General features: G+C 62.6%; 16 protein-coding genes. 4 read left to right on the top strand and 12 right to left on the bottom strand.

Going from position 1 to position 19,986, the window contains the following annotated elements:
* Nucleotides 1-2: 2 nt before the first annotated feature.
* The 8 genes from cyoB to DDF70_RS11175 all read right to left on the bottom strand — a co-directional run bounded on the left by cyoB (nucleotide 3) and on the right by DDF70_RS11175 (nucleotide 9,984).
* Complete coding sequence (gene cyoB / locus DDF70_RS11210) at nucleotides 3-2,006, bottom strand: cytochrome o ubiquinol oxidase subunit I (protein WP_114944954.1); 2,004 nt, start codon at nucleotides 2,004-2,006, stop codon at nucleotides 3-5.
* A gap of 17 nt (nucleotides 2,007-2,023) precedes the next feature.
* Complete coding sequence (gene cyoA / locus DDF70_RS11205) at nucleotides 2,024-3,268, bottom strand: ubiquinol oxidase subunit II (protein WP_281024357.1); 1,245 nt, start codon at nucleotides 3,266-3,268, stop codon at nucleotides 2,024-2,026.
* Nucleotides 3,269-3,283: 15 nt separating this feature from the next.
* Nucleotides 3,284-4,627 (bottom strand): MFS transporter, encoded by a 1,344-nt coding sequence (locus tag DDF70_RS11200; RefSeq protein ID WP_114944952.1) that lies wholly within the window; start codon nucleotides 4,625-4,627, stop codon nucleotides 3,284-3,286.
* A 220-nt stretch (nucleotides 4,628-4,847) separates the two neighbouring features.
* Entirely contained in the window at nucleotides 4,848-7,211 is a 2,364-nt protein-coding gene (locus tag DDF70_RS11195; RefSeq protein ID WP_114944951.1) for an FdhF/YdeP family oxidoreductase, read from the bottom strand.
* Between the two features lie 54 nt (nucleotides 7,212-7,265).
* Nucleotides 7,266-7,475 carry a hypothetical protein gene (locus tag DDF70_RS11190; protein WP_114944950.1) on the bottom strand — a complete coding sequence of 70 codons (210 nt, stop codon included), beginning with the start codon at nucleotides 7,473-7,475 and terminating at the stop codon, nucleotides 7,266-7,268.
* 318 nt (nucleotides 7,476-7,793) lie between these two features.
* Nucleotides 7,794-8,057, bottom strand: coding sequence for a hypothetical protein (locus DDF70_RS11185; RefSeq protein ID WP_114944949.1), 264 nt, complete (start codon nucleotides 8,055-8,057; stop codon nucleotides 7,794-7,796).
* Between the two features lie 120 nt (nucleotides 8,058-8,177).
* The gene (locus tag DDF70_RS11180) at nucleotides 8,178-9,299 is read right to left on the bottom strand and encodes a TIGR03118 family protein (protein WP_245435447.1); all 1,122 of its coding nucleotides are present in this window, start codon (nucleotides 9,297-9,299) and stop codon (nucleotides 8,178-8,180) included.
* A 211-nt stretch (nucleotides 9,300-9,510) separates the two neighbouring features.
* Nucleotides 9,511-9,984 carry a VOC family protein gene (locus DDF70_RS11175; RefSeq protein WP_114944948.1) on the bottom strand — a complete coding sequence of 158 codons (474 nt, stop codon included), beginning with the start codon at nucleotides 9,982-9,984 and terminating at the stop codon, nucleotides 9,511-9,513.
* Nucleotides 9,985-10,492: 508 nt separating this feature from the next.
* Between DDF70_RS11175 and DDF70_RS11170 the strand changes: the two genes are divergently transcribed.
* The 3 genes from DDF70_RS11170 to DDF70_RS11160 are packed head-to-tail and all read left to right on the top strand — an operon-like array spanning nucleotide 10,493 to nucleotide 15,614.
* Nucleotides 10,493-12,400 carry an adenylate/guanylate cyclase domain-containing protein gene (locus DDF70_RS11170; RefSeq protein WP_162820344.1) on the top strand — a complete coding sequence of 636 codons (1,908 nt, stop codon included), beginning with the start codon at nucleotides 10,493-10,495 and terminating at the stop codon, nucleotides 12,398-12,400.
* A gap of 20 nt (nucleotides 12,401-12,420) precedes the next feature.
* Nucleotides 12,421-13,539 (top strand): phosphatase PAP2 family protein, encoded by a 1,119-nt coding sequence (locus DDF70_RS11165; protein ID WP_114944946.1) that lies wholly within the window; start codon nucleotides 12,421-12,423, stop codon nucleotides 13,537-13,539.
* 38 nt (nucleotides 13,540-13,577) lie between these two features.
* The gene (locus tag DDF70_RS11160; RefSeq protein WP_114944945.1) at nucleotides 13,578-15,614 is read left to right on the top strand and encodes a S8/S53 family peptidase; all 2,037 of its coding nucleotides are present in this window, start codon (nucleotides 13,578-13,580) and stop codon (nucleotides 15,612-15,614) included.
* Nucleotides 15,615-15,631: 17 nt separating this feature from the next.
* Here the strand turns inward: DDF70_RS11160 and DDF70_RS11155 are convergent, their stop codons facing one another.
* From DDF70_RS11155 to DDF70_RS11135, 4 genes are all read right to left on the bottom strand, one after another.
* Complete coding sequence (locus DDF70_RS11155; protein WP_114944944.1) at nucleotides 15,632-16,837, bottom strand: CAP domain-containing protein; 1,206 nt, start codon at nucleotides 16,835-16,837, stop codon at nucleotides 15,632-15,634.
* Nucleotides 16,838-17,115: 278 nt separating this feature from the next.
* On the bottom strand, nucleotides 17,116-17,583 hold the full coding sequence (locus DDF70_RS11150; RefSeq protein ID WP_162820343.1) for a hypothetical protein: 468 nt from the start codon (nucleotides 17,581-17,583) through the stop codon (nucleotides 17,116-17,118).
* A gap of 343 nt (nucleotides 17,584-17,926) precedes the next feature.
* The gene (locus DDF70_RS11140; RefSeq protein WP_114944941.1) at nucleotides 17,927-18,172 is read right to left on the bottom strand and encodes a hypothetical protein; all 246 of its coding nucleotides are present in this window, start codon (nucleotides 18,170-18,172) and stop codon (nucleotides 17,927-17,929) included.
* Complete coding sequence (locus tag DDF70_RS11135) at nucleotides 18,169-18,921, bottom strand: Crp/Fnr family transcriptional regulator (RefSeq protein WP_114944940.1); 753 nt, start codon at nucleotides 18,919-18,921, stop codon at nucleotides 18,169-18,171. The genes DDF70_RS11140 and DDF70_RS11135 overlap by 4 nt, the downstream gene beginning before the upstream one ends.
* Nucleotides 18,922-19,418: 497 nt before the next feature.
* Here DDF70_RS11135 and DDF70_RS11130 point away from each other — a divergent pair, with 497 nt between their 5' ends.
* Nucleotides 19,419-19,979: a YqhA family protein gene (locus DDF70_RS11130; protein WP_114944939.1), complete on the top strand. Its 561-nt coding sequence runs from the start codon at nucleotides 19,419-19,421 to the stop codon at nucleotides 19,977-19,979.
* Nucleotides 19,980-19,986 lie beyond the last annotated feature (7 nt).

The following is a 19,986-nucleotide window of genomic DNA, read 5'->3' as shown; positions in this document are numbered from 1 at the left end:
GCTCAGGCCCTCCCTGCGAGTTGCGCCATGCGCTGGTTTTCGAGCCGCACGACCTCCTCGGCCGGGATGTAGTAATCCCGGTTGTAGTTGAAGGTGTGGATGATGGCCGCCGCCAGGAGCGCCACGAAGGACAGGGCTGCCAGCCACCAGATGTACCAGACCAGGGCGAAGCCGAGCACGGTGCTGAGCCCGGCCAGCACCACGCCCGCGCCGGTGTTCTTCGGCATGTGAATGGGCCTGAACCCTTCCATCGGATGATCGAAGCCGCGCCGCTTCATGTCCCACCATGCGTCGAGATCGTGGACCACGGGCGTGAAGGCGAAATTGTAGGGTGGGGGAGGCGAGGACGTCGCCCATTCGAGCGTGCGGCCTCCCCAAGGATCCCCGGTGAGATCGCGTAGCTGCTCGCGCCGAAGATAGCTGACGAAGAGCTGAATCAGGAGCGCCGCGATGCCGGCCATGATGATGAAGACGCCGATCGCGGCAACCGTCAGGTAAGGCTGCACGGCCGGGTCGTCGAAGTGCTGCGTCCGGCGCGTCACGCCCATCAGGCCGACGAGATAGAGCGGCGCGAACACGGTCCAGAAGCCGACTAGCCAGCACCAGAACGACACCTTGCCCCAGAACGGGTCGAGCTTGAAGCCAAATGCCTTGGGGAACCAGTACTGTAGGCCTGCCAAGACCCCGAACACCACGCCGCCAATGATAACGTTGTGGAAGTGGGCGACCAGGAACAGGGTATTGTGCAACTGGAAGTCGGCGGGCGGCACGGAAAGCAGCACACCCGTCAGACCGCCGATCACGAAGGTCGGGATGAAGCCCACCACCCAGATGAACGGCGTCTCGAACCGGAGTTTACCCCGATACATGGTGAACAGCCAGTTGAACACCTTCGCGCCCGTCGGGATCGAAATGATCATGCTCGCAATGGCGAAGAAGGAATTGACGTTGGGCCCCGCTCCCATGGTGAAGAAATGGTGCAGCCAGACGAGCCAGGACACGAGGGCGATCACCATCGTGGCGTAGACCATCGACGTGTAGCCGAACAGCCGCTTGCTGCTGAAGGTCGAGGTAACCTCCGAGAAGATGCCAAAGGCTGGCAGGACGAGAACATAAACCTCCGGGTGGCCCCAGATCCAGATGAGGTTCATGTACATCATCGGGTTGCCGCCGTAATCGTTCGTGAAGAAATGCGTCCCCACGTAACGGTCGAGGGCGAGGAGCGTCAGGGTCGCAGTCAGGACCGGAAAGATCGTGACGATCATCGCGTTGCTGGCGAGTGTGGTCCAGCAGAAGACGGGCATCTTCATCATCGTCATGCCCGGAGCACGCATCTTTGCGATGGTTGCGATCAGGTTGATGCCCGACAGTGTGGTCCCCACGCCAGCGACCTGAAGGCCCCAGATGTAGTAATCAACTCCGACACCGGGGCTGTAGGCTGCCTCCGACAGTGGCGCGAAGCCGAGCCAGGTGGCCCGCGAGAACTCACCCACGAACAGGGACATCATGGTGAGGATGGCGCCGCCTGCCGTCATCCAGAAGCTGAAGTTGTTCAGGAAGGGAAAGGCGACGTCGCGCGCCCCGATCTGCAGCGGCATCACGTAGTTCATGAGGCCGGTCACGAATGGCATGGCCATGAAGAAGATCATGATCATGCCGTGGGCGGAAAAGACCTGGTCGTAATGGTGCGGAGGCAGGTAGCCCTCGTTCACGCCGACCGAAAGCGCCTTCTGGGTGATCATCATGACCGCGTCGGCGAAGCCGCGCAGCAGCATCACGATGGCGAGGATGACATACATGATGCCGATCTTCTTGTGATCGACGCTCGTGAACCATTCATGCCACAGATAGCCCCATTTGTCGTACCAGGTGATGGCGCCCAGGAGCGCGATCCCGCCCAGGGCGACGACCGCGAAGGTCGCGAGCAGGATCGGCTCGTGGTAGGGGATGGCTTCAAGCGACAGTCGTCCGAAGATGAGTTGCTGGAGATCGATGTTCGAAAACATGCGGATCCTCGTTCCAATCAGTGCTGGTGACCGTCGGCGGGTTGATTGTTCAACTGGGCCGGCGCGGGCTCCCGGTTGGCGCCGGGGAGGGCATTGCCCTGTCCCTGGTCGGGCTGAGCCTGGGGGGCGTTGACGCCGCCGCGGGTCAGGTCCTGGTCCCGTGGCATCATGCCCTGAGGCTGGACGGAACCATGGGGTGGTCGGCCGGAAGCCGGGAAGGTCGCCGCGGATGGCTCGTTGCCGCTTTCCAGTCGGTGGCGGTTATCATAGTCGAGACGCTTGCGGTTCTCTTCGCTTCCCTCCGCCGCCCCCCCCATGCTGTCGATGTGGTGCATTTCATGCACGCACATCTGGCCCGGTTGGGCGCACATGCCCACGACGGCGTCGAAGAGGCCGTTCTCCACAGTGGAGAAATAACGAACCGGCTCCTTTTCGCTCGGCTTTTCGAGGTTGAGATAGGTCTCGCGGTCGAGGGGCGCCCCAGCTGACCTGGCCTTCGCGATCCACTCGTCGAAGCCCTGCTCGCCGAGGCTTTGGAAGCTGAAGGTCATGCGGGAGAAGCCCGACCCGCTGTACTGCGCGGACAGGCCTGTGAACTCCCCCTCGTGGTTTGTGACTGCCTGCAGCGGCGACTCCATGCCGGGCATGGCGTAGATCATGCCCGCCAGGGCGGGCACGTAAAATGTGTTGAAGACGGAGGATGACGTGATCCGGAAGGAGATCGGCACGTTCACGGGTGCGGCCATCTCGTTGACGCTCGCGATGCCGAATTCGGGGTAGATGAACAGCCACTTCCAGTCGAGGGCGACGACCTCGACCTTCAGGGGCTTCATGTCGGCGGGGACGGGCTTGCCGGGGGCGATCCGAGCCAGCGGCCGGAAGGGATCGAGCGTGTGCGTGCCGATCCAGGTCATGGCGCCCAGCGCGATGATGATGAGCAGGGGCACGGTCCAGATGACGACTTCGAGCTGGGTCGAATGGTGAAACTCGGGATCGTAGGGAGCATCCGTGTTCGATGCCCGGTAGCGCCACGCGAAGATGAAGGTGAGCGCGATCACCGGCAGGACCACGAGCAGCATCAAGGCGACGGACGCGACGATGAGGTTGCGCTGCTGGGCGGCCACGTCGCCCGCTGGAAACAAGATGGTCATGTTGCAGCCGGCGAGCAGACCCGCGGTGGCGAGCAGCGCCAGAGCGTGGAGGGACTTGCGCTTCAAGGATCGACCCGGGCGGCGAGATGCGTTCTCAAGGATTGGGCGCATCGGCTTGTGCATGGTTCAAACCTGCCGGATTTCGGAGCGGGACAGGCTCAGCGCCAGGAGGGTCGTAACCGCTCCCGACAGCAGATACAGACCGACGCAGGCGAGCCCGTAACGGGCCGTCAGGAACAGGACGATCAGCGGCGCGAAGCCGGCGCCGAGCAGCCAGGCGAGATCCGTCGTGAGGGCCGCGCCCGTGTAGCGGTAGCGCCGTTCGAGCTGCGACGTGATCGCGCCGGACGATTGGCCGTAGGACAGGCCGAGCAGCGCGAAGCCCGCATTGACGTAAATCGTCTGGCCGATCGCATTCTCCTCGACGATCAGGGGCGCAATGGTGCTGCAGAGTGCGAAGATCGCGATGAGGCCGGCCGAGACCATCAGGAGCCTGCGGCGGCCGATCTGATCGGCGATAAGGCCCGAGGCCACGACCGCTCCGGCGCAGATGAAGGCGCCTGAGCATTGGATCATCAGGAACTCGCCCGCGGAGCGCTGGGTGAACAGGGTGATCCAGCTGATGGGAAACACGGTGACGAGATGGAACAGGGCGAAGCTCGCCAGAGGGATCAGCGCGCCGACGATGAGAACGCGCGCCTGGGTGCGGATCAGCGGGATGACGGGTGAGGGCTCGAGCCGCCGCTGTTCGAGAAGGCGCGAAAACTCTTCCGTCGCCACGAGACGCAGTCGCGCGAACACGGCCACGACATTGATCGCGAATGCGCAGAAGAACGGATAGCGCCAGCCCCAATCCAGGAAGTCGGCGTCGGAGAGGTTGAGCATGAAGAACGCGAACAGGACGCTGGCGACCATGAAGCCGAGCGGAGCGCCGAGTTGCGCGACGGCCGTGTAGAAGCCCCGTCGCTCGGCGGGCGCGTTGAGCGCGAGAAGCGATGCGAGTCCATCCCAGGCGCCGCCCTGGGCGAGACCCTGCCCGATGCGCAGGATGGCCAGGAGATAAATCGACCAGGCTCCGATCTGGTCGTAGCGGGGCAGGAAGGACACCGCCATGGTCGAGAAGCCGAGCAGGAAGAGCGCGACGGTGAGCTTGACGCCACGCCCATGCCGGCTGTCGATGGCCATGAAGATGACCGTGCCGATCGGCCGGGCGATGAAGGCCAAGGAGAACAGGGCGAAGGAATAGAGCGTCGCCGTCACGGGCTCCGCGAAGGGGAAGAACACCTTGGGAAACACCACCACGGACGCGATGGCGAAGACGAAGAAGTCGAAGTATTCCGCCGCCCGGCCGATCACGACCCCGATGGCGATCTCGCTCGGTGCGACCCTGTGGTCCGTGGAGACCAAGCGGGCATCGCGCTCCAGAGCCGTGGAGGAAGGCTGCGGTCCTTGAACCTGATCCATCGTCATCCGGGCGAACGCCTCCAGCGCGAATCGTTCAGCTCAGTCGGTCGGTCCGGTTCAGTCCCGTGTCGGCCTGTGCTCCGGCTCCTCGATCTGAGGCCTTGCTGCCGCAATTCAGGTGAAACTTAGCCACTTGTTGTAGGGCCGTCGTCCTGTTCAACAACCCAAAGGCGGTGAGTATTTGGCCTGGAACGGCAAAGGGGCAGCGCCATGTCGCGGGTCATCATCAGGCAACCGGCACGGTCAGCGGCGGCTGCTCGGGATGCGTCTCCGCCACGTCGGGTTCGCTCGAGACCGGTTTGCCGGGCCGCGCCGCGCTGATCCGAACCGGGACGGATTTCGCCGCCGGCGTGTTGCTCCGCTCGTCGCGGTGGGAGAGGGGCAGGAGCGCATTGGTTTCCGGGTAGTAGGCCGCGCAGCAGCCCTGCGGCACGTCGTAGGCGACGACTTTGAAGCCGCCGACGCGCCGGTCGATCCCGTCTCCGGCGGCGCTGGTGAACTCGATTACCGCTCCCTCCGACAGACCGAGACCGGCGATATCCTGCTCGTTCATGAACACCACCATCCGCTCGCCCGAAACGCCGCGATAGCGATCGTTGTACGAATAGACCGTCGTGTTGAACTGGTCGTGGCCGCGCAGGGTCATGAGCTGCAGGTGCGGCGCTTCCGGCGTGTCGTCGTCCTGGTCGGTCTGGCCGGGCTTGAAGAGGAAATTGGCCTTTCCGGTCGGCGTGTCCCATTTGCGCACGCTCGCCCCATTGGGAAGGCGGAAGCCGCCCGGAGTCGCGATCCGGGCGTTGTAATCCGCGAACTGCTCGGGCAGCACGGCCTCGATCTTGTCGCGGATCAGGGAATAATCCGCCACGAGCCGGTCCCAGTCGATCTTCGCCCGGTCGGCCACCGTCGCCTTGGCCAAGCCCGCGATGATCCAGGGCTCGGAGCGGCAATGCTCGCTCGCGGGCGTCAGGATCCCGGTCGAGCCGTGGACCATGCAGAAGCTGTCCTCTACCGTGACGGTCTGCTTGTGCCCGTTCTGGATGTCGAGCTCCGTGCGCCCAAGGGCCGGAAGGATATAGGCCCGCTTGCCGTGGATCAGGTGAGAGCGGTTGAGCTTGGTGGCGACATGCACGGTCATGCCGATCTCCGGCACCTTCGCGCCGACCCGGTCGATGTCGGGAATGGCGCGGAAGAAGTTGCCGCCCATGGCCAGAAAGGCATCGACCTCGCCGCGCAGGATCGCCTCGCAGCATTCGGCCGTATCGTGCCCGCCCTCGCGGGGGCTGCGGAAACCGAACGTCTCGTCGAGCTTGGCGAGGAACGGCTCCTTGGGCTTCTGGTAGATGCCGACCGTGCGGTCGCCCTGCACGTTGGAATGTCCCCGGATCGGGCAGGCTCCCGCGCCCAGACGGCCGATATTGCCGCGCAGCAGCAGCAGATTGACGATCTGCTGCATGGCGTCGCCGCCGCGCTTGTGCTGGGTGATGCCCATCCCCCAGCAGGCGATCACGCGCTCGGCCCTCATGTAGATCTCCGCCGCCTGCTCGATCTGCTGACGGGTCAGGGCCGTGTAGCGCTCGATCTGTTGCCAGCTCAAGCCGCGCACATAATCCGCGAAGGCCTCGAAGCCGTGGGTGTGCTCGGCGATGAAGCCGACATCGAGGATGCGCGGCCTGCCGGCCGCCTGGGCGGCGTCGTCGGCCGCGATGACCGCCTTGCAGATGCCCTGCATGGCCATGATGTCGCTGCCGGTGCGGAGCTGGAAATAGTTCGAGCTGATCGTCTGCCCGGTTCCCGTCAGCATCTCGACCGGGCTCTGCGGATCGGTGAACTTGACGAGCGCGCGCTCCTTCAGCGGGTTGAAGGTGACGATCGGGATCCCGCGCTTGGCCATGTCGTGCAGGTAGCCCATCATGCGCGGGCTGTTGGTTCCCGGGTTCTGGCCGATGATGAAGAGAGCGTCGCACTGCTCCCAGTCGTCCAGGGTCACGGTTCCCTTGCCGACGCCGATGCTCTCGGGCAGCGCCACGGTGGTCGTCTCGTGGCACATGTTCGAGCAGTCGGGGAAGTTGTTGGTCCCGATCAGCCGACCGTAGAGCTGCCAGAGAAACGCCGCTTCGTTGGAGGTGCGGCCGGACGTATAGAGCTCCACCCGCTTCGGGTCGAGCCGGCGCACGAACCCGCCGATGTCTTCCAGGGCAACGTTCCAGTCCACCGGCTCGTATTTGTCGGTGTGCGGGTTGTAGCGCATGGGATGCGTGAGGCGGCCGTTGTCCTCGAGCGCGAAATCGCTCCAGGTCTTGAGTTCCTCGACCGTGTGCTGCGCGAAGAATCCTGGAGTCGTGCGCTTTTTCGTGGCCTCCCAGGCGACAGCCTTGGCGCCGTTCTCGCAATACTCGGCGATGTGAGGCTTCTTCGGATCGGGCCAGGCGCAACTCGGGCAGTCGAAGCCTCCCGGCTTGTTCATGGACAGAAGGGTCCGGTTGCCCTTCAGCAGCACCTTCTGCCGGCCGAGATGCCGTTCGACGGCGTTCAGGGCTCCCCAGCCGCCGGCGGGAGGCTGCTTGGGGGCAGACTTGCGACCTTCGCCCATGACAGGCCTCTCAGCAATTGACGATCCAGCCCAACTCGCGACGGTGCCGATTGTTCAAGGCGAGGAACGCTCCGGCTTGTCCTGACCGGCCTTTCGCGGCTTCGCTTTTCCGCGCACCCCGATCACGGAGCCTCCCTCGGTCGCGTTCACCAAGGGAGCGGTCTCGTCGAGGAGTTTTCGTGACTGGTCCAGCGCCGTCCGCGATAGCCGGAGAAGCCAACTATCGTAGGTACCACGGGTCATTGATTTCGATGCACCAACCATCACGGTGCTCCTCGTCTTTCGCAGGCGGGAGCGCGCGTCTCTCTCAGCCACCAGGGCCTACAGGTTCGGATCGGCTGGTGATGAAGGACAACGGATCAGGCTCGGTTCCGTTCGAATCCAGGGTGCGGCATTCCTGACAAGCGATCGTTCGCAGGCGGTTCAGGGCCGACGGATGAGGGCCGGAATCGCCTGCCCGCTCCTGCAGGCGGTCGTCTAGGCAGACGTGGGAGGATCGCCCCTGAGCGGCATCGGCTACGCGTACGAAAGGCTCCGGTCATCGACCGGAGCCCAGGCTTGAATGTCGCAAAGGCTGCCCGGTCACATGCTGTGATGGGTCGTGCGGTGATGCTTCTTGGTCGTATGATGCTTGCTGACGCTGCCCGTTGTCATGCCAAGCTGCTTCTGCTGAAGCAGCATCGAGCGCTCACGGTCGCGCCTGGCCGTGTCCCGGTAAGTTGACGGATTGGTCGTCTGGGATCCGCTTCCGCCGGGAACCGGCGGCGGAGGATTTTGAGCCATGGCGGTGGCAGCGCCCAGAGCGATGCTGGCGATGGTCACGGTACCCAACAGAATACGACGCATGGGGATCTCCTTGCGATCAGATGCCCCTGGAACGATGCTTCTTGGTCAACACCCAACGCGACGTGTTCGAGAAGGTTGCGGCCAAGATGCGGACAGGGCCCCTCGGGTCCGCACAATGCTCTAGATGAGCCAATCCGTCGCCGCATTATGCTGATGCGCCTGCTCCGGAGCGGCCGTGAGCTTTCCGAACAGGCCATGCGCCTCATCCTGCACGCCCGCGGTGAAATAGATGCTGTGCGGATCGCTGTTCGGGCCGCGATTGCCGGGCACGAGCGCCCAGAGATCGCCGATCACGACCTGATTGCCGCTGGGATCGTCCACGGTGCCGATGAAATGGAAGTCGTGTGGATCGTAGGCGTTGATCCTCCCGTCCCCGAAGTTCCCGACCAGAAGGTCATGGGCGAACTTCCCGAAGCCGGACGGCGCGATGGCCAGACCCCAGGGCGAGTCCAGCGGACCCTGCGAGGCGACCCTGTGAAGAAGATGTCCGGAGAAATCGAACTCGTCGACATAACCATGGCCCGGGCCGGCGACGTCGTCTTTCTTGTCGGCATCCTGGAGAGCGAAGGTCACGAACAGATGTCCGTTGAGCGCCTGCACGTTGAACGGCGCGTAGCCGTCCGGCAGGTTGTGATCGGTGAAATGCTTCACCTGGTGAAAATGATTGTTGAAGACGTCGACGACTCCGTTATGGAAATCCGCCGCATACAGATAGGTGTGGCCATGCGTCGATCCGATGGCGAGGCCCTTGAACACCGCGTCCGATGCGGACTTGTCGACGGCGATCACGGAGCTGCCGCTATCGACGTTCGGATTCCAGCCCGAGATCGTTCCGTTTTCCGTCGCGAACAGAAATCTGGCCGACCCGGTATGCCCGTTGCTGGAGATGTTGAATCCTCTGTGCGTGTAGTTGAAGACCTGGCCTGTCGGGGCGGACGGGTCCGTCTGCCCGGGAGGTGCTGCGATCGTGATCGACGAATGACCGTCGATCGAGACGGGCGCGCCCTTGCCGTCGTAGATTGTGGTGACCCCGGTCCCGTTGTCGGAGACCCAGAACGGACCGGTGTGGCTGCTGGCAACACCCCATGGATTGATCAGGTTCGGGTCGATATGCGCAGCAGGCAGGAAACCGTCCGAGACAAGGTTGGTCTGAGTATAGGAATTCTCCTGCTGGGGATGATGACGTCCGACTGGCCGGTTCTGAAAATCGAACTCGAAATCACTGAGGGATAAGGCGTTCATCGCCGCCTCCATGCCGAGGGAAGCCCCCACGTCCCTGACACTCGGGTCAGGGGTCGACGAAGCCCGCCATCCAAAGGGCGGGCGAAATGCCTGTCGCGGCGATCATCGTAGGTTCCAAGACTTAAAGGAGAATTAGGCTCGCGGATATGTCGCTCCCCGCCAGGCCCGGGCGAGGCCCGGCGGTCCATGTGCCGCCGGGCGCGAGGGCGCATCAGCCGCGCCGCGCGGCCTCGATGGCGGCGACGTCGATCTTCTGCATGGTCATCATCGCGGCGAAAGCGCGTTTGGCTTCATCGCCGCCCGCCGCCAGCGCATCCGTGAGGACGCGCGGCGTGATCTGCCAGGACACGCCCCACCGGTCCTTGCACCAGCCGCACGCGCTCTCCTGACCGCCGTTGCCCACGATGGCGTTCCAGTAACGGTCGGTCTCCTCCTGGTCGTCGGTGGCGATCTGGAACGAGAAGGCTTCGTTGTGCTTGAACGCAGGCCCTCCGTTGAGGCCGAGACAGGCGACGCCCGCAACGGTGAACTCGACCGTCAGCACGTCGCCCTGCTTGCCCGATGGATAATCGCCGGGGGCGCGGTGCACGGCATGCACGGCGCTGTCGGGAAAGACCTCGGCATAGAAGCGGGCTGCCGCCTCGGCGTCCTTGTCGTACCAGAGGCAGATCGTGTTCTTCGCCATGCGCGTGTTCCTTCCCTTCGAGACCGGGATTCCGGCCTCTTCCCCATTGCTCTTTCGGCCGAGGCAGCGAACCGCATTTCGCCACCCGGATCAAGTGCGGGGAGGGACGACGTCCGATTGCAGGCGGGGCGTCAATCGGGGTGCTATGGGAGCGACCGGGCTCGGGGCTCGAGTCGACACTCGGTCTCATCCCGGAACGTGCCAAGAACAGAATCTCGCAATCCTGAGGACGGTCCAGCCATCGGCGCCGGGTTGCGGAGCGTTCAGCTAAAGGTCCGACGCTCTAACGGGCCTGTCTTTAGGGAGTTTGTCTTCCTAAGAAATCATTGCTGACTGGCGGGTTGACGATGCAAAGCCGGCCCGAAACCAAGATCGACCACGGTGGAGACCGTTATTGTCGATTGCGAAACTCGCGTCCAGCCCCTTGACACTGCTTCCTGCTAGGGCAGCCTAACCTTTATCAGCGTGGCAGGCGCCACCCTGAGCGGGCTCGCGGTGCCGGATCGACATGAGCGATGACGCGGTAGAGCAACCAGACGGACAGGCCCCCCGGACCGCGAAATCCGATGTGTGGAGGGCAGGCGAAGGGCTTGTGCGTCAAGAGACCGTCGTCCTGCTGGTCGACCTCGTGGAATCGGTGCGGCTCATGCGAGAGCATGAGGCCGCCACCATTCGCCGATGGACAGACTTCATCCAGACGGTCACCACCGAGCTCTTGCCGCGCCATCGCGGCGTCCTCTTCAAGAACCTTGGCGACGGCTTACTGCTGCGCTTTGAGTCGGTGCGTGACGCCGTCGAGGCTGCGTCCGCGATGCATCGGACCCTTGCCGACCGGAACACCGCCATTCCCGAAAGCCAGCGTTTGCACCTTCGCGCCGGGATCAACGCCGCAACCGCGTGGAGCGACGGTACCGACCTCTACGGAACCGCGATAAATCTAGCGGCGCGGCTGGCGACACTGGCCGGTCCCGACGAAACCATTGCCAGTGCATCAGCGCAGGAGCATCTGGTAGCCGACCTGGCGAAACTGGCCAGTCCTGGCGAGACAATCACCACGGCCGCTGCGCGTGATGAGCTTACGCACGGGGTGGATGCACTATGCGAGGATCTCGGTGCTTGCTATCTCAAGCACTTCGACGCGCCGGTGCGGGCGTACCGGGTCGGTCCGCCAAGTCCAAAGCCAAGCCTGTCAGGCCGACGTGACTACGGAACACGGATGGAACCTACCATTGCGGTGGTTCCCTTCGAAGCAAGGAATAAGTCGCGCGATCATTTCGACGTTGGCAACCTCCTTGCCGACAGCGTGATTTTGCGTCTGTCGAAGTCGACGAACTTCAAGGTGATTTCACGCCTGTCGACCAGCGTGTTTCGGGGACGCGCAAACAATGTGGACGAGATCTCGGCCCATCTTGGCGCGAATTATGTCCTCAGCGGCGGGTATATCGTGAATGCAGGTCAGCTTCTGGTGACAGCGGAGCTCGCCGATGCACGCAGCCACGAGGTTGTCTGGACCGAACGGTTGAGCGGGGAAATTGGTGACCTCCTCAAGCCCGAAAGCGAACTGGCGCATCGCATCGCTCGGGCGGTTCATGTCTCAGTCTTCGACGCCGAAGTCGAGCATATCCTAACCCAGCCGCTGCCGACCCTCGAGAGCTACTCGCTGCTGCTCGGCAGCATCAGGATGATGCACAGATCAAACAAGGAGGAGTTCCTGCAAACCCGTAAGCTCCTCGAGGAACTCATCAACCGACATAACAGAATTGCCGCTCCGCGCGCATGGCTGGGCAACTGGTTCATTCTGCGGGTGACGCGCGGCTGGTCCGAGGATCGGGGCCGCGAAGCCGCCGAGGCCTTGAGCGCCACCCATGCCGCGCTCGACCGGGACCCGTCGAACGCCCTTGCGCTCGCGACCGAAGGCTTCGTCTATTGTCACTTGTTGAAGGACCTGGACACGGCTCGCAAGCGTTGCGACGAGGCCGTCGCCGCCAATCCCAGCCACGCCTTGGGGTGGCTCTACAGGGGCACAGTCCATGCGTTCAAAGGTGAGGGGGATATCGCTGTGGAGGCGACGCGGCGTGCGATGGACCTCTCCCCGCTCGATCCGCAGCGTTACTACTTCGAATCCCTTGGGGCAACGGCGGAGCTTTCGGCCCATCAATACCTGAGCGCCGAAAGGCTTGCGCGATCGTCGCTGACGCTCAACCGCATGCACTCCTCCACGTGGCGGGTTCTGACGATTTCGCTCGTTCGTCAGGGGCGAATGGATGAGGCACGCGAAGCCCTGCGCAACATGCGGCAGCTCGAGCCGGAACTGACAGTCGAGAAGTATATCGCGCGCATGCCCAATGGGCAGCTCGAGACCGGCCAGCAATGGGCGCGCTGCCTCGCGGAGGCAGGTTTACCATCGGGACGATAGGCAATCACAGGGAGAGAGGAATGACCCAACTGGGCGGAGCGGGTGGAGCAGGCGGGGCCGGCGGAGCGGGCGGGGCTGGTGGGGCCGGCGGAGCGGGCGGGGCTGGTGGCGCCGGCGGGGCTGGTGGCGCCGGTGGCGCCATTCTGGGCACGATGGCCGATGTCTTTGCCAACCCGATTATGGTGGATGCGCTCATCCTCGGGCGTGAAGGAACGACGGTTCCCGATACCGGTACCTACGCGCCCGCCCTGCCGGGCATCGACGATGCGGCACAGATGATGCGGTGGGAGCCGTGGGTTCGTGCCTACGTGGCGGTTGGCGAGATGCTGCAAGGGATCGGCTTTCAGGCGACGGCAAAGTCCTTCAAGGTTCTGTCATCCAACGCGATGATCGCGGAAATCGAACGTCCTCAAAAGTCTACGTTCGAGGGGCAGATCCCTATGGTGGTGAGTTGGGCCGAACTGCGGAATGAACGCGCTACCGAGATCATGGCGCAGATCGACCCTCAGTACGCCTTCTGGTCGTCGATCGTCTACCTGCACCCCGAGCGGACGAGACGCACATTCGAACTGATCAATATGGTGCTGCAATTCTGCGTTTACGTGGAAATGCGCTTCAAGCATGCCCTCGGGTGCTGGCGTCCGGTCGAGTATAACGCCCAAGTCCAACCGATGCTTACGACACCGGGGCACGGGAGCTTCCCGAGCGGGCACGCGACGCAGGTCTTTGCGGTCGCGCACGTGCTGAAGTCGCTGCTGAAGCTGAAGCCGGCGAAGGCGACACACGCAAAGGTCATCGAGCAGCTCGAGCGTCAGGCGGCCCGGATCGCGACCAACCGTGTCGTTGCGGGAGTCCATTTCCCGGTCGACAGCATGGCAGGGCGCATGCTGGGCGTCGCTTTGGGCGAGTACTTCGTCGGGCGTTGTACGGGAGGCCAGACGCTCATGGGCAGAAAGTTCCTCGCTGCCGGCATCGATGCTGCCGCGACGACGGACTTCAATCCCTTCAACGCTGCCCAGGCTCTCGACGGCCCCTCGCCGTTCTACTCCCACGCCGCGGGGGGAGCCATCGCGAAGTCGACTTTGATGGAGGCCGTGTGGCTCGCCGCGCAGGCCGAGTGGAAGAACAGGTTTCCATAGGCGGACGATCGTAACCGTGGCCCAGGCGGAGAAGCTCCATGCTCGAACGCAACACTTACCCGAAGTGCTTTGGTCCGTATCTTCTGTACGCGATATCGACGGACTTCGAGAACTTTGGACCGTTCGACGAGAGGAAAGCCAGTTACAGGCTGTTCTTCCTCGTGGAGTTCGAAAAGGCCGAAGACGGGGCGAGGTTCGAGGAGGAAATGCGCGAAGCCGGGTTCCCCGTCGTCCTCGGCCCGGCCGACGACAGCATTCCATATGCTACCCTGCAAACCGCAAAAGAGGCCGTCGTCCAGGCCGTGAAAGGCACCGTCGTGTTCGACGTCTGGGAGAAGTATGTCTCCAGGGTCGAACCGTCGCTTCCGCTGGAACCTGTTGCGCTGATGTCGTTCGTGAAAAGCAAGATCAGTCGCTGGCGCAAGGGCCAGGGATCGCCGGAGTCAGTCATCATCGGCGTGCTCGACGATGGCTGCCCGTTCGCTGCCGCGCATTTTCTCCAGGCCAAGATGAGCACGCGGGTTCTGGGAATCTGGGACCAGAATAAAGGCAGGAAGCCGGTTAAGGTGAAGGATCGGAAAGGAAGGAAATGTCGGTTCGGGCAGAAGTTGCGCGACTTCAACTATGGCCTCGAGTTCCGGCGCTATTCCGGCCCGCCCGTTGCCGCACCTTTGCGGCGGCGGATCGGTCTCGACGAATGGATCCAGTTGCATACGACGCCGACAGGCAGCATCGACGAGGATGGCTGCTACGCGGACGCCCGGTTCAAGAACCTGTCACGTCGCCGGTCACACGGCGCACATGTCATGGACGTGTTGGCCGGCCGTGTGCCGACCTCTTCGCGTGTCGGTCACCCGGCTCCCGGCGACCGTCGCGATCCACCGACCTGGAAACCGGGCACGGATCGAGCTTCCAGGGCCGATGTGGTGTTCGTGCAATTCCCCGAAGAAGGTATTCGCGATGCGACCGGGGTGTGGCTCAAGGCGTATGTTCTCGATGGCATCCGGTACATCCTGACCTTTGCCGACCCGAAGAAGATCGAAAACGTGATCATCAATGTCAGCTACGGCCCAACGACGGGGCCGCACGACGGCACGGCGGAACTGGAGGCTGCACTGACGGCGCTTGTCGCGGAATACGATGGCGTCACCAGGAAACCCAAGCTTGACATCGTTCTAGCGGCGGGCAACGCCTATCTGAGCGAGGGGCATGTCACCTACACGAGGCGCCCGAAGCAGCCTGGCCACGTCGAGTGGACATGGCGCCTTCCTCCTGACAATTCCGTACTTTGCTTCGCTGAGGTATGGATCGACAAAGTCAATCCAGGTCCTGTCACGGTTACGCTCAAGTCGCCGAGCGGAGCTATTTCGACATCGGCTACCGGCCCCGTCCAACCGCCCCCCGGCTCCCCGCTTCCACCTTACACCGGGGTGTATGCCCCGGCCGTAAGCGGCAGCCATACGATGTGGCTGCTTGCAGTCGAAGCCACTCAGAGTGTCGCCGAACATGGGGACTGGACGATCGAGGTTTCCGGCATTCCACCGAAAGCGCAGGTCCATGCCTACGTCGCACGCAGCAATCCGAACATGGGCGTGCGCTCGGGCGCCAAGCTCTCGTATTTCGTCGATCACAAATGGGAAACAACCCGTTCCCGTGAGGCAGGCTGCAAGTACGCCGACGGTGAGTTCGACAAGACTGGGTCCCTGATCGAGCGCAAGGGCACTCTCAATGGGATTGCCACTGCCAACGACTCCCGCGTGCATGTGGCCGGTGGTTACATCATCGCAAATGGACGAAAGTCGGCCTACTCGTCTGCGGGACCTGCGCGTGGTGGCCCTCTGACCCTCCGCGCAGGGCCCGATTATGTGCTGCCCTGCGATGAATCGCATGCCCTCCGGGGCATCCGTGCCGGAGGGAACAGGAGCGGAGGCGTGTTTCGCCTGATCGGCACCAGTATTGCGGCTCCGCAACTTGCCCGACATTTAGCCGACCCACCGATCCCGGCGCCGACTCATGGACCGGTGCAGCCCGACGACATTGCCAAATTGGGTGGCGGCGATATCGAACCGCCGTAGCGCATCACGGATCTGTCTCAGAGCACGAAGTCGGCGCTGCCGAAGGTGTGCCGGCCAAGCACCTTAATCGAGAACTCGGGCCGGCCGTCGCCGTTGGTGTCGGCCGAGATGTAGGTATTGCCGTCTCCAGGGCGATAGGTGTGAAGTTCGCCCGCGACGTTGTTGAACCGCTCGCTGCCGATGAAGACGAAGGGCTGCTTCCCGTCCACGTTCGTGTCCGCGTCGATGAAGTGAAGGTCGATGACGTCGGTGCCGTGCTCGAAGTCGACGATGGTATCGCCGCGGGCCTCATCGGCGAAATCGAACACGAAGGCGTCCTTCCCGGATCCGCCTTTCAGGATGTCGTCGCCACCCCGGCCTTTCAGAATATCGTCGCCGGCCGCGCCGTCGAGGACGTTGGAACCGGGGTTCCCGTCGATCCAGTTGTTGAGGGAGTTGCCCGTGCCGTCGATATCGGCCGTCCCCCTGAGCGACAGTTTCTCGATCACCTGTCCGTAAAGCGAGTAGCTCACGGTGCTGATGACGTGGTCGTAACCGTTTCCGGCGTCCTCGTAGGCCTTATCCCCCGGATTGTCGACGTAGTACAAGTCGTATCCGGGACCGCCGTACATGGCATCGGCGCCGGTCATGCCGTCGAGCGTGTCGTATCCGGATCGCCCATAGATCGTGTCGTTGCCGGCTGTGCCGTAGAGAGTGTCGCCGCCGGAATCGCCGTAGATGGTTTCGCCCCAGGCACCGGGGTACGGCCCGGACGTGGTGGGTGTGGCGCTTCCGACGTCATTGGCCTCGGCCCGCTCGGCGGCGTTCGGCGTGCCGAAGTTCTGGGTCACGAGCACGACGGCCTTGCCGTTGAAGTCGGCTTCCTTCAGCCCGATGCCGATCTCCTCGAACGAGCCGTTGACGATGTTGGCATAATGCTCGGGCGAGTTGACGAGCAAGGCGTGCAGCTTCTGGACGGTGGCCTCGTCGAGCCGGCCGCTCCTGTAGCCGATGTTCTCGCCCCATCCCTCCCAGCCGTAGCCGGCCGCCGTCATGCGGTCTCCCGCGTTCGAACGGTCGATCCCCGTATGCGAGAAGTTGTTTGTCTGGTCCATCCAGGCATTGTGGGCATCGGAGGAGTTGAGGAGTTCGCCGTCGAACGTGAGGGCCTTCACGCCAGCCTGGGCGCGGGTCTCGTTGACGAGCTGGAGGAAGTAGGTCTCCAGGTTGGTCGGAGTGCTCATTGCCGCATCTGCCTCTCATGCAAACATATTGCCGGCCTGCATTGCCGTGCTGCTGGTCAGCAAGTTGACGACGAGTGATGTAGCTGAAACTTGCACAGAACTCCAACAATAAAAGGCAAATATGTCATGATTCCGAATGTTTACTTTGAATATTATTTAGATTGATTTTTGAATTATTTGTTTGGTTCAAAGCAAGAGAATGTATTGTTCGTGGCTGCGCGGCAGGATCGACCTTGCGCGTGTGCGGAGGAGAGGCCGCGAATGTCGCAGAAGCGGCGTCATGGAATGACAACCCGCTCTTTAAGCTGGTCTTGGCCGATCAGATCCTCGCTGCAAAGCTCTTCTGCTCCATCGACGCCGGGAACGAAGTCCGCGGGGTCAATCTCCGGCGTCAACAATGTTCCAGTCGCGTCCACGCAACCATCCCGGTTGCCATCGAGAAAGAACTGATTGGAGCGAAAGTCCATGATGAGAAATGGCTTCCGTTCGAGAAGGTGGTCGCAGGCCATGAAGAACGCCGCGATAGCGTGAGACCCGTTCGGGTCCTCAGCGTAGTAGAGGCCCTTGATCAACGGGCCGCTCGCCGCCACGCCTGGGCTGCCACGCAGGATGAGCGCATTCAGGTTTGGCATGGGCCGTTGCCCTGGGCGGCAGGATGGTGAGGCCACCGTGTGGCGGAGCGGATAGGCCAAGCTGGCACTTGTCAGTACCAGAAATACCGGAAGCCAGAGCAGGACTGGAAACATCACAGCCTCCTCTCCGATTTCAGCCAGTATGCCACTATTCGGGCCGCACTGTTAGACCAGTTGTTCAATGGCGGCGAATTGCGCGGCCAGTCCAAGCTCCTTTCCGGGGCGCCTGCCTCCACGAGGAATACTGACGGGACCTATCAGGTCCCGACCTAGACCCAAAAACGGACTTGCACTTATGGGATCGGATCCGATGCTTCCTCTTTTGATGAGAGCATCGTTCGGGCCGGACCCGGAGGGCCGCGTCAGCGAAAACCGGGTCCACTTTTCACTGACGTGGCCCTACGGGTCGCTAGCGCGGCCCGCTGGGTCCGTACGATGCTCTAGGATCGACGCTTGATCAGGACCCCTTCGCACGACGCTGCGTGATCCACGCCCGGGCTGCGTCCAGATCGGCAAAGGCGGGGTGGGTGATTCCATTGAACCGCCCGAAGCCTGCCTCAAGGTACCACTGCCCGGGAGCCACCTCGTTGGTGTCCGAGAGACGAGTCAGCACCGCCAGCAGCCGCCGTTCCTCGTCGAGCACCAGCATGCCGTCCTCGTCGAAGCCCGTTGCAACGCGAATGGGCTGAAAGGTGAGGGTCATGCGGTTGGCCACTCCTGCACCAGATGCAGGTAAGCCGGGTGGAAGTCGCCGGCTTCCTTCAGCCTCTCCCAATCGGGAACATGCAGTCGCTCGCCCTTCAGTTCGATCAGGTCGTCAGCCCGCATCTGCTGGAGAACGCGGTTGGCGTGAACCGTCGTGATGCCGAGCGCATCGGCAAATTCGGCCTGCGTGATCGGCAGGGTGCAGGAATGGTTGTCGACCAGTCCCACCGCTCGCAGACGCACCAGCAACTCGCACAGGATGTGCGCCATGCGCGGATAGGCTTCCCGCCGCCCGACGTTGAGCACCCACTCGCGGAATGCGGCACCCTCCACCAGGGTCTCGCGCCAGAAGGCGGCAGCGATTCGGGTCTGGCGCAGGCAGAGATCCCACAGGTCCTCGTGCCGGACGAACCCGATGCTGCACGGGGTCAGGGTGGTGATGGTCATGTCCAGTACCTTCAAGTGCAGGCTCTGCAGATCGGGCATGTCGCCGGCGATTCCATAGGCCACGATCTGGCGCTTGCCGTCACCGGTCAGCTTATAGGTGCAGGTGAAGCCGCTCAGGATCGCGAAGCACCGGGACGGGCGGTCGCCCTCGCGCACGATGTCCTGATCGGCTTTGATGACAGCCATCTGCATCGGCAGGTCCATCAAGGCCTGCTGCTCGTCGTCAGTCAGGCTGAAGATGCTCTCCAGTTTGCGGATGAGCGGACTGTGATTGTAGTCGTTCTGGAAAGCAGCGTGCATGACGGTGCTCCTTCGTTGCAGGCGGGAGCACACGTATCTCTCAGTCATCAGCGCCCAAGATGGATTGCCAATAATAAAAATACTCAATCACAAATGTAAGTCATTGGCTTTAAGCCATGTTAAGTTTTTGAAAAACATTGCTGTCTAGGTGGAATATCTGCATTTATCTTCATGGTCGCCGAGAATAACGGAACCTGATCGGGCTCATCTGGATTGTCTTCGCCCTCCTGATCTCGCGAAGCACGACGTTATGGAACATGGACGCGCGTGGGAGAACGGATCAGGGGAGGTGCGGCGCGAGTCATCCGGAGCGCCGTCTCGACCGCCTTCTTCAGCAGTTCCTGCAGATTCGGTGAGGGATTGAAGGCTGTGCCAAATGTCCGGATGAGGCGAGGGCGCGGCTGTCGCAACCATCTCGATGAAGACGGAGTGCGTTTCCTGACTGATATGTTAAAACTGTCCCGGGGCCACGACACTGGCTGAGGGCTCGTCGTCAGATGATCCGCTACATCCTGTCCCTGCGCTGGGTCACCCTCGTCGCTGCTCTTGGGGCGGCAGTCGGTGCCATGCTGATGTTTTTCGAGGGCTGCCTGAAGCTGGCATATGCCCTGGAGATGGTTGTTCAGCCGAGTGCCGACACCGAGACGCTGGTCATCGCCACAGTGATGCAAGCCACGGATGCGTTCTTGTTCGGCCTCGTCCTGATCGTGTTCGCCTATGCAATCACGTTCGGCTTCGCCTTCAGCCTCCCCTCCAGCGTTCGCGCCAAAGCACCGCTGTGGATGCGGGTCGAAGGTCTTGGGGAAATCAAGATCACTCTGATCCAGGTGGTTCTGGTGTACCTGGTGGTGGATTTCGTCACCGACGTTGTGGAGATGGGGACGCGCGTCACCTGGGAGATGCTCGTGAAACCGGCCGCCATCGTCTTGATCGCAGGAGCCCTTCGTCTGCTCGGCTCCGCGCTCGAGGATGACCAGCCGGCCGATTTCGAGAAACTTCGGCGGACCTCCGAGACAACCCAACAACCCGATGAAAATCGATCTCTGACCCACCCATGAACGTTCC

This window comes from Microvirga calopogonii (assembly GCF_003347665.1).
Lineage (GTDB): Bacteria > Pseudomonadota > Alphaproteobacteria > Rhizobiales > Beijerinckiaceae > Microvirga > Microvirga calopogonii.
The sequence above is the reverse complement of the archived record's forward strand: the minus strand, read 5'-3'. Positions and strand labels throughout refer to the sequence as shown.